The 15,366-nt window shown below is 61.5% G+C and carries 14 protein-coding genes and 5 pseudogenes; 12 read left to right on the forward strand and 7 right to left on the reverse strand.

The window, feature by feature from the left end; translation table 11 throughout:
* Window positions 1-275, forward strand: a pseudogene (locus P1U48_RS17340) (MFS transporter); the annotation flags it as partial.
* Window positions 269-406, forward strand: a pseudogene (locus tag P1U48_RS17345) (integrase); the annotation flags it as partial. The pseudogenes P1U48_RS17340 and P1U48_RS17345, both read left to right, overlap by 7 nt.
* Before the next feature lie 95 nt (window positions 407-501).
* Here P1U48_RS17345 and P1U48_RS17350 read toward each other — a convergent pair.
* Together P1U48_RS17350 and P1U48_RS17355 are read right to left on the reverse strand one after the other, a co-directional pair.
* Window positions 502-1,611 (reverse strand): ParB/RepB/Spo0J family partition protein, encoded by a 1,110-nt coding sequence (locus P1U48_RS17350; RefSeq protein ID WP_301070454.1) that lies wholly within the window; start codon window positions 1,609-1,611, stop codon window positions 502-504.
* On the reverse strand, window positions 1,604-3,001 hold the full coding sequence (locus tag P1U48_RS17355; RefSeq protein ID WP_301070456.1) for an AAA family ATPase: 1,398 nt from the start codon (window positions 2,999-3,001) through the stop codon (window positions 1,604-1,606). The genes P1U48_RS17350 and P1U48_RS17355 overlap by 8 nt, the downstream gene beginning before the upstream one ends.
* 517 nt (window positions 3,002-3,518) lie before the next feature.
* Here P1U48_RS17355 and P1U48_RS17360 point away from each other — a divergent pair.
* Window positions 3,519-4,715 (forward strand): replication initiation protein, encoded by a 1,197-nt coding sequence (locus P1U48_RS17360; protein ID WP_301070458.1) that lies wholly within the window; start codon window positions 3,519-3,521, stop codon window positions 4,713-4,715.
* Window positions 4,716-4,836: 121 nt separating this feature from the next.
* On the opposite strand, the gene P1U48_RS17365 is transcribed toward P1U48_RS17360, so the two are convergent.
* Window positions 4,837-5,001 (reverse strand): hypothetical protein, encoded by a 165-nt coding sequence (locus tag P1U48_RS17365; RefSeq protein ID WP_301070459.1) that lies wholly within the window; start codon window positions 4,999-5,001, stop codon window positions 4,837-4,839.
* Between P1U48_RS17365 and P1U48_RS17370 the strand changes: the two are divergent.
* Window positions 4,979-5,125, forward strand: a pseudogene (locus P1U48_RS17370) (transposase); the annotation flags it as partial. The gene P1U48_RS17365 and the pseudogene P1U48_RS17370 overlap by 23 nt on opposite strands.
* Before the next feature lie 66 nt (window positions 5,126-5,191).
* Here the strand turns inward: P1U48_RS17370 and P1U48_RS17375 are convergent.
* Both P1U48_RS17375 and P1U48_RS17380 read right to left on the reverse strand, forming a co-directional pair.
* Window positions 5,192-5,611, reverse strand: coding sequence for a zinc ribbon domain-containing protein (locus tag P1U48_RS17375; protein ID WP_301070460.1), 420 nt, complete (start codon window positions 5,609-5,611; stop codon window positions 5,192-5,194).
* A gap of 1 nt (window position 5,612) precedes the next feature.
* The gene (locus P1U48_RS17380; protein WP_301070462.1) at window positions 5,613-6,890 is read right to left on the reverse strand and encodes a thiolase family protein; all 1,278 of its coding nucleotides are present in this window, start codon (window positions 6,888-6,890) and stop codon (window positions 5,613-5,615) included.
* Between the two features lie 227 nt (window positions 6,891-7,117).
* On the opposite strand from P1U48_RS17380, the pseudogene P1U48_RS17385 reads away from it, so the two are divergent.
* Both P1U48_RS17385 and P1U48_RS17390 read left to right on the forward strand, forming a co-directional pair.
* Window positions 7,118-7,347 (forward strand): annotated as a pseudogene (locus P1U48_RS17385) (transposase); the annotation flags it as partial.
* A complete protein-coding gene (locus P1U48_RS17390; protein ID WP_301070463.1) occupies window positions 7,346-7,726 on the forward strand; it encodes an NAD(P)-dependent oxidoreductase in 381 nt (126 codons plus the stop codon). The pseudogene P1U48_RS17385 and the gene P1U48_RS17390, both read left to right, overlap by 2 nt.
* 23 nt (window positions 7,727-7,749) lie before the next feature.
* Here the strand turns inward: P1U48_RS17390 and P1U48_RS17395 are convergent, their stop codons facing one another.
* Window positions 7,750-8,541, reverse strand: coding sequence for a GntR family transcriptional regulator (locus P1U48_RS17395; RefSeq protein ID WP_301070465.1), 792 nt, complete (start codon window positions 8,539-8,541; stop codon window positions 7,750-7,752).
* A gap of 152 nt (window positions 8,542-8,693) precedes the next feature.
* Here P1U48_RS17395 and P1U48_RS17400 point away from each other — a divergent pair, with 152 nt between their 5' ends.
* Both P1U48_RS17400 and P1U48_RS17405 read left to right on the forward strand, forming a co-directional pair.
* On the forward strand, window positions 8,694-9,506 hold the full coding sequence (locus tag P1U48_RS17400; RefSeq protein WP_301070467.1) for an enoyl-CoA hydratase-related protein: 813 nt from the start codon (window positions 8,694-8,696) through the stop codon (window positions 9,504-9,506).
* Complete coding sequence (locus P1U48_RS17405) at window positions 9,507-10,439, forward strand: hydroxymethylglutaryl-CoA lyase (protein WP_301070485.1); 933 nt, start codon at window positions 9,507-9,509, stop codon at window positions 10,437-10,439. It abuts the gene before it with no gap.
* 35 nt (window positions 10,440-10,474) lie between these two features.
* Here the strand turns inward: P1U48_RS17405 and P1U48_RS17410 are convergent.
* Window positions 10,475-10,891: pseudogene (locus P1U48_RS17410) on the reverse strand (transposase); the annotation flags it as partial.
* 231 nt (window positions 10,892-11,122) lie between these two features.
* Here P1U48_RS17410 and P1U48_RS17415 point away from each other — a divergent pair.
* From P1U48_RS17415 to P1U48_RS17430, 4 genes are all read left to right on the forward strand, one after another.
* Window positions 11,123-12,457 carry an MmgE/PrpD family protein gene (locus P1U48_RS17415; RefSeq protein WP_301070487.1) on the forward strand — a complete coding sequence of 445 codons (1,335 nt, stop codon included), beginning with the start codon at window positions 11,123-11,125 and terminating at the stop codon, window positions 12,455-12,457.
* A gap of 20 nt (window positions 12,458-12,477) precedes the next feature.
* Window positions 12,478-13,668, forward strand: a complete 1,191-nt coding sequence (locus tag P1U48_RS17420; protein ID WP_301070489.1) for an acyl-CoA dehydrogenase family protein — start codon at window positions 12,478-12,480, stop codon at window positions 13,666-13,668.
* Window positions 13,669-13,711: 43 nt separating this feature from the next.
* A complete protein-coding gene (locus P1U48_RS17425; RefSeq protein ID WP_301070491.1) occupies window positions 13,712-14,866 on the forward strand; it encodes a CoA transferase in 1,155 nt (384 codons plus the stop codon).
* A 37-nt stretch (window positions 14,867-14,903) separates the two neighbouring features.
* On the forward strand, window positions 14,904-15,366 hold a 463-nt coding region (locus P1U48_RS17430), incomplete at its 3' end, for an alcohol dehydrogenase catalytic domain-containing protein (protein ID WP_301070492.1).

The following is a 15,366-nucleotide window of genomic DNA, read 5'->3' on the forward strand; positions in this document are numbered from 1 at the left end:
GCACAATCATGCACGCCGATGCCTTTGCCGCGACCCAGACCAGCGACAACGCCACCACGATGGAACTCTTGCGCGAGGTTGCCGGCCTCATGCACGTCTCGGGACTACCAGACTCTCAGCTCATGCCCGCCGCGGCAACGTTCCTGGGAAAGACCGTGATGATCCAGTCCTCGAACGCGGCCTTTCAGGACGGATTCCTTATCGTATGCGGCATATTCCTGCTCGCGCTGGTCCCGACCTGGTTCATGTGGCGCGCGCCTTCCTCTGGAACCTAGACGCCATGGTCGCCATCCTGCCCCATGACCTGCGCGGGTTGCGGGATCGGGCGATCCTGCTCCTCGGCTATGCTGGCGGCCTGCGCCGCTCCGAGATCGTCAGCCTCGATGTCCACAAGGACGACCCGCCGCTACCAGCGCCGCCGCGACCGGTTCCGGGTCAACATGACCAAAGCCGCAGGGCTATAGCCACCGCCCGATCAGACGGTTTCGTCGCGAAACCCGATCAGGGCTTTTCCAGCAGCACCTGAATTTCGGCCATCAGACTGTCCATCAGATCAGCATCCATCGCCTTGCCTTCAAAGCGCAGGACATGGCCGGTGCTGTCCTGTCCACGTCGGATGGTGATGCCGCCGCTGGTGCGGATCGTCTTGTCGTCGATCCAGCCAAGGCTTTCGCTCCTGGTCCTGGGCCGTCCGCCGCGGCTGGGATTCCTCGGGCCTTTTTCGATCTCGGCCAATTCGGGTTCAAGCAGAGCCCACTCGGCTTCTGCGTCCGAAGCCGGGCGATGCGACAATGCCTCGCGCAGCTTTGCCTCGGCCCCGGCCCGCAACGCCGCCGCAAGGCGCAAGCCCCGCTTTTCGGTCAACCCCTCGGGAAAGGCCAGCATGTCGCCCAGCTCTTCGAACACCAAGGCAAACGACCGGACCTTGGATCGCTTGGCCTTGGAGCCGGTGGCAAAGAGCTTGTCCACCGCCGCTTCGGTATTGGAAAAGGCCCCCTGTTTGGCGGCGATCACCGCGATCCGACCGCGTTCGAAATGGCTCAGCTCGGCGCGAACTTCGTTTTCCTCGACCATGGAGACATAGGCCGCGTCGACGTCGGTTCGCGGGCGCACGATCGCACGGATCCTGGTGTATTTCTCGGACTCGGTCAGCTCGGCCTGGGCCCGCACCGCGTGCAGCCGCCGATAGCCCGAGAGCAATCCATAGCGTGCGGCCCTGCCATCGGTTTCGATCTCGAAAACCTCGATTGGCAGACGCATGCCGCTGGCGGCAATGGAGGCCCGCAACTCTTGCTGCGCCTCCTCGTCGATCACCATGCGGTCGCGCATCATGGCGCCCTCGTCGATGGCCTCGGTGGGCAGCTCGGCGATCAGCAGGCCGCTGGCCTGCGCCGCGTGGAACCGCGCCGCGTCCGCCTCGGTCCGGGCCCGTGCGGCGCGTTGATCGACGCTTTCGGCATGGCCTTCCGACGCGCTCTCGGCAGCCACGGCAGCAATCGGAGCGATGCCGCGGACCGGGGCGCCGCGCAGGGAGGTTTCGTCGCGAAACTCTTCCTCGATCTTGCTCAGGTCAGCACGGCTCGGGGCTTCAAGGCGTCTGCGCTTAACCATCTTTCTGCTCCTTTTCCGCAGCCTGGGCCATCTGCTGATCACGCCACCAGGTCCCAAGAATCAATTCTTTGACCTCGGCCCAGGTGCGGTCAAATGTTTCGCGCCCCCGGACATAGGTGTCGCGATTGAATTCACGATAATCGGCCTCGTAGATACCGTTCACCTGCTCGCCGGCCTGCCCGACCATGGCCGTCATCTCCTGACGGTAGGTGGTCATGAAATCACCGAAATAGGCCTGGATCACATTGGCCAGATCCGTCTGCTGTGCGGCGTCAAACCGGGTGATCAGGGCGCGGACCGCATCCCATTCGAACTTCATCTCAGGCAGACCGTCCCGACGGCGCCCGGCGTTTTCGCCGTCCTCAACGCTGGCAAAGGTCGAATAGAGCATATCGAAAAACCGCCCGGTTGAATCGAACTCCAGAAACGATGCCCCAAGAGGCACCAGCAGGATGTCGGCCGCCGCCAGCGCGTTGATCGTCAGATAGCCGAGGGCAGGGGGGGTATCTATAATAACGATGTCGTATTCATCAACGATCCGCTCGTTGACCAGCGCATTCGACAAGGCGTCCCACAGCGGCCAGCTGCGCAGGTTCATCCGCCAGACCGGCACCTGAAACTCGGCCCAATAGAGATTGAGCTGCGCCCCGAGCAGGTCAATGTTGGGCCAGTGGGTCGGTTGGATCAGGTTTCGCGGCGAAACCTCCAGCGCTTCGGTCAAGGTTTCGTCCAGGGGCAGGGGCGGGCGACCAGCGGCCTCACGCACCTGGTTTTCGTCCAGCAGGGCGAGCGCATAATCCTTGGCAAGGAGCGGGAAGGCGGTGGACCATTCATCCGGCACCGCGCCGCCCATGATCGAGGTCATCGAACCCTGGCTGTCAAGGTCGACGACCAGCACCTTGTAACCATCCAACGCCGCTGACATCGCCAAATGGGCCGCCGTCGAGGTCTTGCCAACCCCGCCTTTGAAATTCGCAACGGCGATGGTTTTTGCCGGTAGCCCCTCTGGGCGCCAGGGCCGATATTCCCGGCCTGCCGCGCCTTCTGCGGCGAAATGGTCTCGAAGTCGGAGCACCTCCTCAAGCGTGAACCATTTGGAATTGCCCTCACCCGTGCCCTGCGGCAGGTCGGGATGTTTCTTCAGCACCCGGCGAAAATGGGCCGCGGCGACGGGGATCAAATAGCGGCAGACCTCCCAGGTCGAGAACATGCGTAACCGCTTGCGTCCATCCGGCGCATAGCCGCGCTTGGCCAAATCCTCACGCCCCCGCGCCGCAAAGGCGGCGGCTTTTGCGAATCGGGCGGTGTCGATAGGGTCGGATAACTTACTGGCGGCCTTGGCGGGGTCGATGTTGAAATACGGGGGAAGATCGTCCTTGCCTGCGGACATTATGCTACCTCGATGATGTTCTGTTGTTTTGGGTGTTTCCAGAAAACTATGGCACATGAACGGCTGCCAGTGAAACGCCAAGCCGGGTTTCGCTGCGAAAATCAGCCGATTATCAAAAGAACAACGACCTAAAGCTTGTAAGGAGTATAGAGATCTTTAAGATCTTTGGTCACAATTTACCGTTATACTTCAATAGGATATCCTCGGTTCGGTGCCCAGTTACAGGACCAAAGGGACCTGGATACAGGAGGGAAGGGACCTGAGTCCGGGACGGAAGGGCCCGATTCGCAGGGAATGCGGTATCTGCCTACGGGAGAGAGCAATTTGGCGACTTGCGAGGCCGTTCGGAGGGCTGACGCACCAAGAGAGGTCCTGAATATGGGTACCTGAGGCCGGGTTGGATCGGATAGGAACCCATCTACGGGACATAGCGCAGCCCGAGACAGGCACCCCAGAAGCCGTTGCGCGTTGGTACCTGATCAGGCATACTGGCCAGCAACAAGAAGCGGGCAGCCCTATGGACACCATCCCCCGAGACAAGCTCTCTGGCGCTCTGAGACGCGGCGCGGTCAAGAAGCATGTCGCGGCCATCCATGTCTCGGGCAAGCTGACCCTGCTGCAGCGCAAGTTGTCGAATGTCCTGCTATTGAACGCCTACGACACTCTGGTCAGCCAGGCGCGGCATCAGATCGACGCCAGGACATTGTGCCTGATGATCGGGTATAATTCAAATGACATGGACACCCTGAAACAGTCTCTAAAGGGCCTCGCAGAGACTGTTGCTGAATGGGATATGCTGGACGAAAAGGGGCAGCAGGAATGGGGCGTGTCGAGCCTGCTCAGCTATGCCAAGCTCAAGGGGGGTGTGTGTGAATACGCCTATTCCCCAGCCCTGGCCGAAAAGATGCACGACCCCAAGGTTTTCGCGCTGATCAACCTCAACATCCAGCGCCGGTTCACCAGTGGTCATGCGCTGGCGCTCTACGAGAATTGCTATCGCTTTGTGCGGACCGGATCGACAGGGTGGTGGCCGCTGGACCTGTTCCGGCGGCTGATGGGGCTGGACGGATCGAGCTATTACGAAAGCTTCAAGCATCTGAACGCCAAGGTCATCAAGCCGGCCGTGGCCGAGGTCAACCGGACCAGCAATATCGTGGTAACCCCGGAAACGCGCAAGAAGGGCAGGGTGGTCACCGAGATCCGGTTTCGTATCAAGGATAACCCACAGCTGGCCATTCTGGACATCGACGACGGCGAAGGCGTTCGGCACGGGCCGGTCTATGCCCGGTTGCGTGACCATGGGGTGAGCGATCGGCTCGCCCGGCAATGGCTGTCGTCGCATGGGGAAACCCAGGTTTCCGCCAAGTTGGATTACGTTGAAGCGCGGGAAAACGTCAAAAGCAAAGTCGGCTATCTGAGCGCCGCTCTGGACGGCGATTACGGTGGAATAGAGACGGATTCAGAGAATAAGGCCGCCGGAGCCGAGACTCCTCGCGCCGAGCGCCTGCGCCGGGTCTTGCAGGCGGTCAAGGCGCGCTCACCCACGCAGCGCGATGCCGATAAGCGGCTGTTTCTGAGCCAGATCGACGACGGCGGCAAACGGCAGGATTTTGAAATCCATGGCTGGCTGTCGCCGCGAAATTCTGCGCGGATCGTCGCGTTCTGGGAGGAAATGTTGCCGGGACTTTTTGACGGCATATCGGAACCGGGTTGATGGTGGTTCCGGGCGTGGAGCGCGGGGATTACCCTGTCGCAGCCTGCGCTCGGATCACCTGAGCGATCCGAACGAGCATCATGCAAATGGTGTGGATAGACCCGCCCGGATTGCCGTCAGATCAGCCCTGCGCCGCAAGAAAGTCGCGCGCAACCGCGGTGACGCCCGCCGCGTCGAGCCGGTATTTATCGTAAAGCGCCGCGGGCGGTCCGACCTCGACAAGGCGGTCCGGCACGCCGTGACGCAGGAAGGGCAGGGGCGGCAGGCGTCGATGCAAGCGGGGCAACAGGATCGAGAGGATGTTTGGCAGGCAGAAAGATTGGCGGCGCGTGGCAACCCGCTATGATCGGTGCCCCAAGGTATTCCTGTCAGCAATAGCTCTCGCTGCAACCGTCATATTTTGGTTATGAGTCCTGAGCCTAAATGCGCCACCGAGCCCCATGCCTGCCAATACACCCTTTCAAATGGGTTCCGCGTTAGTCCTGTATATTGAAGGCAATGACCGGCAGGTCGTCCATTTGAAGCGTCACGGCCTGCACTGGAACTGGCCCCTTCTCGTAGAGCGCCTTCAAGTCCTCTGGGGACGTCCCGACACCCTGGATGATTGCCTGCGCAATCGGCCCTTCATCCAACCGGATATGACCATAGACAAATGGGGCGGCCTTTTCGAAGCGCGGATGGGAAGCGGCCGATCCCGAGTGGGTTGCGAACAGCAATGTTCCCTTGCCGCTCAATTCTGCGTTTTCAACATTCCAACTGCCGCAATACTCACAACAGCCGGTCGGCGGAAATGTGAATTTCCCGCAGTCACCGCATTTCGACGCGCGAAACACGCCTTTGGACAGACCTTCATAATACCAGCGGATCTTGTTTGGTTTTTCGGACATCGCTTGCATCTCACATGCCTCCCAGAACGATCACGGTGCCGATCATGGCATAGCCGTGGGTGTGAATGACGGAAACCTCAGGTGGCTTGGGCATCTGACGCTTGCCAGCCTTGCCGCGCATCTGCAGCACCGCCTCGTAGGTGTCGCTGCCCGCACTCGCCGCCCAGGCATGGCCAAATGCGTGACGCCCGCCATGGGTGGACATCGGCTTGTCGCCATCAAACCGCAACCGCCCGTCGCGCGCAGCCGTCAGAGCCGTGCCCGGATCCAAATAGCCGATCAATTCAGCGGTACACAGCCCCGAGATATGCGAACAGTCATGCGTGTGCAGATAGTCGATATCCGTCGCCTTGATCGTCGCCATATCCATGGCTGACTCCACCGCGCGCTTGTCGCTTTCCCACATGGTGGGGTCTTCACCATACCACGGCAGATCGGTGGCGTTGATACCGAACCCCTTCACCTCGACCGGTTGTGACCGACCGTCCCTGGCCGCATCGGCGCGGGTCAGCACGATGGCCGATGCCCCGTCTGCCGTGGTCACCAGACTCAGCAACCGCGACGGCCAGGCCACGAACGGGTTGTTTTCGGACTGCCAGTATTCAAAGGCATCCGAAATCCCTTTGCGCTTTGCCGCCTCTTCCAGAGTCTCCTGAATGTTGGCCTTGGGGTTCATCGACCCGTGCAGCCGCCGCGTCCGGCACACCTCGAACATGCCACGATCGAAATCCTCGATCGAAATGCCGTGTTTGCGGCAATACCCAAGTGCGACAAGGCCATTGTAACTGGAAAAAATATCGTATCCCTGCGGCACGCCATACGCCTGGTTTACCGCCATGTCCGTCCACAGCCAGCTCTGTTGATGCGAAATCGGCTCGCGCTCGTACGGGCTGTAGTCCTTGACCTTGGTGCGGGTGGTTTCGACGCCGAACACCAGAACCGTATCATAGACACCGGCAGCAATGGCCGTCGCGGCCATCGCCAGGCCGACATTGGTCGTCGAGCACTGCGCCTCGAAATGCACGCCTGCCTTGAACTGCGTGCCCGTCCATTTCGAGATTTGTGAATACGTGGCCGGCAATTGCGAACTGTGGACCATCGCATTCCCGGCAAACACCGCGTCTACATCCTGTCCCGACAATCCGGCATCATCCAATGCCTCCTTCACAGCGGCAGCGGTCAACTCCTGAAGGCTCATATCTTTGATTTCAGGCGTTTCCATAAGGTTGCCGAAATGCGTACATCCGACCCCTGAAATCGCCACGCGTTCATTCAATTGGTTTCGCATGTGGATCTCCTCCTGAAGATATTGCGAATACTTCCCTCCAAATCGACAAACCACAGCCGTAGCAGGAATTTGGGTGCCTACAATGATCTACATCAATTCATAATTCGCAGATCACGGCTTTTGCATCTGCATGCGTCGGTGGACCACAGTACACTGGGTCATATTAGGCCGTGTTGACAAAAGGAATTCGCACTCGCGTGCAGGCATGATTCAAGCTGGTATCTGCGATAGAGACCAACCTGGCAGGAGACCTTGTGCCGGACGAGGCATGGGCGGTCTTTGCACGGTTTATCCTGGTTATCCGTGCGCCGGACGGGCGCAAACCGTTCAACCACCGCCTTGTTCCTGATGGGATTTTCTGGATCGCGCGCCGTGGCGTGACCTGCCTGAAGAATTCGGCAAGGGGTCGAGCGTCTACCGGCCGTTCCGACGCTGGACGCTGGCGGGGGTGACCGATGCGACCTGGAACCTGCTGTGCACGATCAGCTGCCCAGATACCGGACGGCGCGATCCTTATCAGCGGGGCCCGTGGCGGCATCCATGCCGAGGCGGCGGTGTTCGCGGCGCTGACTTCGGGCAAGTTGTCCGGCGTCGGGCTGGATGTCTGGGAACAGGAGCCGCCTGAAACCGATCACCCGTTGCAGGGTCACCCTGCGGTCATCGCGACCTCGCATATTGCCGGTGTCACCAGCGAAAGCCGCGCCCGTGTGACCCAGATGGCCACTGAGGCATTTGCAAAGGCCGCCGCAGGACGGGTTCCGCCCCGGTTGCTCATCCTCGAAGTCCGCGATGTGATCGCCAAACGCCTGTCCACGCGGGTTCGCGAAACCAGTTAGGCCCCGAACCCGCTAGACCCAGATCAGGGCCGTTGGCGGAAGATGCTGTTCAGCTTGTAGCGTCCGGCGGGGTAAAGGTTCTGCGAAATCTCGAATGTCTCGCCGGAATGCGCCACATAGCGGCGCTTGACCAGCAGGGCGGCGGAATGCTCAGGCACGTTGAAGATGTCGGACATGGCAGGGGGCAGAAGCATCGCCAGCGCCTCCTGTTCGACATACTCCAGTCGAAGGCCGTTGTGGCGTATGGTTTCTTCGTAGATGGCGCGACTTGTGTTCATGATGACTTCGCGCGGGGGCGCAAATTTGTCCCGCACCAGAACTTCCGACCAGCACAGGGGCGTGCCGTTTTCACGAACAGTGCGCAGACCGGCCACCCTAAGCCATTTGCCCTTGGTCAGGTTCTCGTATCCCTCAAGCAGCCGGGACGAGGCGGACACGCCCGAGATATGTCGGATATCCAGCCGGGTCGTGTCGGCGAAATCCAGCAGGCCGGGCAGGTCGCGCAGCGTATGGACATAGGGTGAAATCGGCGTGTCCGACAGCACGAAGGTGCCGGATTTCTGCCGTCGCGTGATCAGCCCCTTTTCCGTCAGAAGCTTGAGCGCCTCGCGGACGGTATGACGGCCCACGTCGAACCGCGATTGCAGGTCCAGCTCAAGCGGGAAGCGCTCACCGACCTTGTGAATGCCCGAAGTGATCTCTTCGGCAAGCTCTTTTGCAATCTCTTCGACGCGCGATCCCCGTTCCGGATCCCGTTCGGTTTTCTTGCTTGCTTTGGTCAGCTTGTCGTTCCTCGTGCTGGGTCGGCTCCGCATGACTGGCCAAGCATCATGTTATTCTGATCAAATTGCTTCCACCAGCCCCCCCTTGAGGATCATTCTGAGCAAGTGGTTTCTGAATCACAAGCTTGAGCTTTCGAATTTATTCGAATATTAATTCACGCAGAGAATGACCGCGCTCCGCAAGGGTGCCCGATCCGGAGACTCCGATGCCGACCTACGAAACACTGACTGTATCCACGCCTGTGGACCATGTGCGCATTCTCGAGACAAATCGTCCCGAACTCGCCAATGCGTTGAATACCCAGATGGGCTGGGATCTGGTCCATGCCTTCGAGGCCGTGGCCCACGAAGAGAGCCCGCCGCGCTGCATCATCCTGACCGGCGCGGGCGACAAGGCCTTCTGCGCTGGGGGTGATATCAAGGAACGCAAGGGCATGACCGACGGCGAATGGAAGCTGCAGCACGCCGTATTCGAGCGGATGGTGCGGGCGATTTTGGATTGCCCGGTTCCGGTGATCGCCGCGGTCAACGGGGCGGCCTATGGCGGCGGTTGCGAGATTTCGGCCTGCTGTGATTTCATCCTTGCCTCGGACACCGCGCGATTTGCCCTGACCGAGGTGACCTTGGGCATCATGCCAGGTGGCGGCGGCACCCAGACACTGACCCGCGCGGTCGGCGAGCGGCGGGCCAAGGAACTGATCTTCAGCGGGGCCCCCTTCACGGCAGCCGAGGCCGAACGATGGGGCCTAGTGAACCGGGTGTTTTCGCCAGAAACCCTGCGGGACGAGACGATTGCCGTGGCGCAGCGGATCGCGCGCAACGCACCGCTTGCCGTCCGCCGGGCCAAGAGTTCGATCCATCGCGGCGGCCAGATGTCCCTGCGCGACGGGTTGGCGTTCGAGATCGAGGCCTACAACCGCCTTGTGCCGACTGATGACCGTCGCGAGGGCAACCTTGCGTTCAACGAAAAGCGCCAGCCGCAGTTTCAAGGGAAGTGAATGGCCATGCAGGACAGGGTTATCATCCGAGACACGACACTTCGAGACGGGCTCCAGCTGGTTGTCGAACAGGTTCCGGCGGCGCAGAAAATCAAATGGTTACATGATCTTGTCCACGCCGGTGTGACGCAGATCGAGGTCAGTTCCTATGTGCCGCCCAAGGTCATCGCGCAGTTCTCGGACGTCGCTGATGTGGTGCAGGGCGCCATGGGGCAGGGGGTGGATATCTCGGTGCTTGTGCCCAACCTGAACGGGGCACGGCGGGCGTTCGATGCCGGCCTGCCGCAGGTCAATTTCGTCCTCTCTGCAAGCGAGGCGCACAGTAAGGCCAATACGCGGAAAACCAGGGATGCGGCGGTCAAGGATTTCGAGGCCATCGTGGCTGAACGCACCGCGCGCAACCTCGACCACACGCGCCTGTCCGCCGGGATCGCCACGGCTTTCGGCTGCACGATGCAGGGTGCAGTGGACGAGGATGAGGTCGTCGCGCTGGCCATCACTCTGCGCGACCTCGGGGCGGATGAGATCCTTGTCGCCGACACGGTGGGTTACGGTAATCCGGCGCAGGTGCGCAGGATTCTGGGCCGCATCGCCGAGGCGATCGGGCCCGACCGCATCCTGTCGCATTTCCATGACACCCGTGGGCTGGGTCTGGCCAATGTTGTCGCGGCGCTGGATGTCGGTGTGCGCCGGTTCGACAGCACGGTCGGCGGGCTGGGCGGGTGCCCATTCGCACCGGGCGCGACGGGCAACATCGATACCGAAGACCTCGCCTTTATGTTGCAATCCATGGGCTACGACACCGGCGTCGACATTCCGCAACTTGTGGCACTGCAAAGACAGATCGCCGCCGCCCTTCCCGCAGAACGGGTTGGGGGATGCATCGCAAGGGCCGGGCTGCCGATCAACGCGAGCGCGGCTGTTACGGCCTAGATCATGTCGACAAAAGGCGCAGCCAGAGGCGGATTGAGGGTGTTGAAGCACCGCTCGACCAAGTTGCGCAAGGAGTCCGGCGCGTGACCGACACCGACGCGCATCTTGCGTGATTTGCGCATTGGTATTTGGGTGAGCAGGTTTCCCGCCTCCATCTTTTTGCGAATGCTGTCAGCATCATAGCCTCTGTCTGCCAACAGGGCGCTTGGCGCGGGCAGGCTGTCGGCCATGACCAGATCGAAGCCCAGGTCATCGGATGTCCGGCCCGGTGTGATCTCGGTCCTCATGGCCAGGGCTGCTGCGTTGCCGCGGAGATGGCTCTTGGTCGAGAAGCCACCTCTTGAGCGGCCAAAACCCTGTCGCGGCGGCCCCCCTGCCTGATGGTGCGCGCGTATAACGGAGCTCATTTGAAGGGCATCCGGCACCGCCCCACTCTGGTTCAGGGCGTCCATGCCTCGTCCGGCACAAGGTCTCGTGCCAGGTTGGTCTCCATCGCAGATACCAGCTTGAATCATGCCTGCACGGCGATGCGAATCCCTTTTGGCAACATGCCTAGATTGCGCCCAGCATCCGGCCGACAAGATATTAAATTCGAAATTAATTTTGATAGCGACCGTTCTGCTGTTGATCTTGCAGGCGCGCGATTCTAAAATTTCGACAAATATATGAAGCTGGAGGCTCTCATGTCCCAGAATGACCTCATCCACAAGATCTGCGATCTTGTGAAAGACCCGCGCGCCTTGAAGGACGCAGAGATTTCCGAAGCGACGGCGGCATTCGAGGATACCCTCGCGGTCGCCTACGCGGGCTGGCATGAGCCGGTCACACAGGCGCTGCTTTCCGTCTATCGGGGTGGCGAGGTGCCGTTGATCGACGGTACGACGACCGCGCTTCCCGAAACGGCGGCGATGATCCATGCCACGGCGGGCCACGCCCTGGACTATGACGATGTGCAGCTTGAAAGCGTGACGCACCCGAGCGTTGTCATCGTACCGGCGCTGCTTGCGCTGTGTGACAGCGGTCATGGGATCCCGTCACGGTTGGCCTCGGCCTATGCGGTCGGGCTGGCGGTCAATGTTGCCGTAGGCTCCACCGTCGATTTCTCGCATTACCGCAGCGGCTGGCACGCGACCTCGACCATCGGTGGGATTGCGGGCACGGCGGCTGCCGCGCATCTGCTGTCGTTGTCCGAGACCGAGACGCGCCGCGCCCTGGCAATCGCGGCCTCGCAGGCTGGCGGGATGCAGATACAGTTCGGCACCGATGTGAAACCGTTGCATGCCGGATTGGCTGCGGCGGTCAGCGTGCGGTCGGTCCTGATGGCGAATGCCGGTATGACCGCCGCGATGGACCTGTTCGCGCCGCGCGGATTTCTCGATCTCTACGCGCCGGACCGCAACCGGACCGCCGCGCCGATCGCGCCCGAGATCAACCTGATCACCATCTCGCGCAAGCTTTATCCCTGCTGCTACGCCTCGCATCGGATGATCGCGGCGGCGGTGAAGGTGCACGGCCAGACCGGCGGCGTTCCCAATGGCGCGCGGATCCGGATGCAGGTGCCGGATGGTCTGATGACGCCGCTGAATGTCGACATCCCGGAAACCGGGCTGCAGGGCAAGTTCTCGGCCAGATACCTTGTCGCCACCGCGCTGCTGCACGGGCAGGTGAAACTGGGCGATTTTTACGATACGGCGGTCACCCGCCCGGATGTGCGGGCGGTGATGGAGAATATCGACATCGAGGTGGACGATCCCGATCCCGCCGCACCTGTCGGTATCGGCCACGGGGTGGTGCGTCTGGACCTGTTGCAGGGCAACGATGTGCTGGCCCATGCCGAGGCACGCCACTATCCCGGCGCGCCGGACTCGCCCGCGACAGTTGAAGAGATGGACGCCAAGATCACAGATTGCCTGCAGGTCTATAGCTTGGAGAGCAAAGACGGGCCGGATCTGGCAGAATTCCGGCAAGGGCTGTCCGAACGGTTCAAGCCAACCCGCGCCGCAATAGCTGTCCAATAAAACTCAAGGAATAGAATTCGATGCAAACTGCTACAACCGACGGCACCACAATGATGGAACTTGGCCAAGACTATCCTGAAATCCGCGAGGCCGTCAGCCGACTCTGCGCCGAATTTCCCGGAAGCTACTGGCGGGATCTGGAGGCGGCCGAGGATTATCCGGTCAAATTCGTCGAGGCATTGACCGAAGGGGGCTTCCTCTCGGCGCTGATCCCCGAGGGGTACGGCGGGATGGGCATGCCGCTGCGCGCCGCTTCGGTCATCCTTGAGGAAATCCATGCCTCGGGCTGCAACGCGGCCGCCTGCCACGCGCAGATGTATATCATGGGCACGCTGCTGCGCCACGGCAGCGAAGATCAGAAGCGGAGCTATCTGCCCAAGATCGCTACCGGCGAGCTGCGCCTGCAGGCCTTCGGCGTGACCGAACCGACGACCGGCTCCGACACCCCCAAGCTGAAGACGCGGGCCGAACGGAAGGGCAACGAATATGTCATCAATGGTCAGAAGGTCTGGACCTCGCGGGCCTTCTATTCAGACCTGATGCTGTTGCTGGCGCGGACCACGCCTGTGGACCAGGTGAAGCGGCGCACAGATGGCCTTTCGGTGTTCCTGATCGACATGAAAGAGGCGCTGAAATCGGGCATGTCGATCAGCCCGCTGAAGGCAATGGTCAATCACAACACCACCGAGGTGTTCTTTGACGACCTGCACATTCCAACAAGCGCGCTGATTGGTGAAGAGGGGCAGGGCTTTCGCTATATCCTTGACGGCATGAATGCCGAAAGGGTGCTGGTCGCCTCGGAATGTATCGGGGACGCGCGGTGGTTCATCAAGACGGGTGCAGATTACGCCGGCCAGCGCCAGGTTTTCGGGCGGCCGATCGGGGCGAACCAGGGCGTGCAGTTCCCGATTGCCCGCGCCTATGCCGAATGCCGCGCCGCTGAACTGGTCCTGCGTCAGGCCTGTGCGCTGTTCGATTCCGGTCAGCCCTGCGGCGAGGATGCGAATATGGCCAAGTTGCTAGCCTCCGAAGCATCTTGGCACGCGGGCGAGGCCTGTCTGCAGACCCATGGCGGCTTTGGTTTCGCGCGCGAATACGATGTCGAACGCAAATGGCGCGAGACGCGGCTGTACCAGATCGCGCCGATTTCCACCAACCTGATCCTGGCCTATCTTGGTCAACATGTCCTGGGCATGCCCCGATCTTACTGACGCCAACCCTGCGACGGGTTGACGCCCATATTGGAGAGGCGAAATGACGAAATCACATGACGTCGCCGCGCCCCTTGATGGCGTTACGGTGATCGAGATCGGCCATAGCGTGGCCGCGCCCTATGCGGGTCAGATCCTCGCGGATCTGGGGGCCACTGTCTACAAGGTGGAAAACCCCAAGGGGGGCGACGATGCCCGTGTCTGGGGCCCCCCCTTCTGGCACGGTGTCGCCGCCACGTTTCAAGCGCTGAACCGGAATAAGCAGTCGGTCATCGTGGACCTCAAGGACGAGGCGGATCGCCTTGCGCTGAAAAAGCTGATCGCACAGTCGGATGTGCTGCTGCAGAACATGCGGCCGGGCCTGCTGGACAGTTTTGGTTTCGGGGCCGAGGCGACGCGCGCGCTCAACTCCCGCCTGATCCACTGCAACCTGGGCGCATTCGGTGACATCGGCCCGATGAAGGCCTCGACCGGGTATGATCCGCTGGTGCAGGCGTTTTCCGGCATCATGAGCGTCACCGGAGAGCCCGAGCGCCCGCCGATCCGCGTCGGCCCCTCGGTCATTGATCAGGGGACGGGCATGTGGTGCGCCATGGGGATCATCACCGCGCTGCTGACCCGCGAAAAGACCGGCGAGGGCTGCACGGTCGATGCCTCGCTGTTCGAAACCGCGCTGGCCTGGATGACCGTGCCCATCGTCAATTCGCTCGCCTCGGGCAAGGATGGCGTCAAGAGCGGTTCGGAAACGCCGATGCTTGTGCCTTATCGCGCGTTCATGTCGGCGGATCGTTACATCGTCATTGCCGCCGGCAACAACAACCTGTTCCGCCGTCTCGCCACTGTGCTGGACAGGCCGGAATGGGCCGAGGATCCGCGCTTTCGCGATAATGCGGACCGGGTGGCCAATCGCGAGGTACTGAATGCCCTTATCGAGGACGGCGTGGGTAAACGGCCCGCCGCCGAATGGCTGGTAAAGCTTGAGGCCGTGGGCGTGCCCTGCGCGCTGGTACAGACCGTCAAGGAGGTGCTGGCACATCCGCAGACCAAGGCGATGGACGTGGTGCAGGACACCCCGGACGAGCGGATGTCGCTGGTCGCCACGCCCCTGCGGTTCAACGGGCAGCGGCCAAGGATCAACCACGGCGCGCCCGACCTCGGCTCGACCTCGCTGCACGATCTGATAGGTCCGGGGGATTGAACGGCCACGGTCGACCCCTTCAGCAAAGGCATCCGTGATGAAAGCCATCCAATTCAGCGAATTCGGTGGCCCCGAGGTTCTGCAACTGGTCGACGTCGCCGATCCGGTGGCCGGGCCGGGCGAGGTGATCATCGGCGTGCGCGCCGTGGGCATCAACCCCGCCGACACCTACATGCGCGGCGGATCGTATCGCATTCAACCCGCGCTGCCCTGCATTCCCGGCGGCGATGCGGCGGGCGAGGTTCTTGCCATCGGGGCAGGGGTCGAGGGTCTGAAACCCGGAGACCGGGTCTTTACCGGCGCGGCACTGGGGTTCGATTTGACCGGCTGGCTACGCCGAAAGTGTGAAACGCCCGGTCCGGCATGTGCTGCCCATCCCCGATGCGATTTCCTGCGCCGGGGCGGTAACCTTCGGGATGTCCTATCCGACCGCTCATTACGCGCTGTGGTAATCCCCCCATTTTTAGCGGGGTGCCTTCGTAGAACTTACGCGGCCATTT

The organism is Pseudooceanicola sp. (assembly GCF_029213205.1).
Lineage (GTDB): Bacteria > Pseudomonadota > Alphaproteobacteria > Rhodobacterales > Rhodobacteraceae > Pseudooceanicola.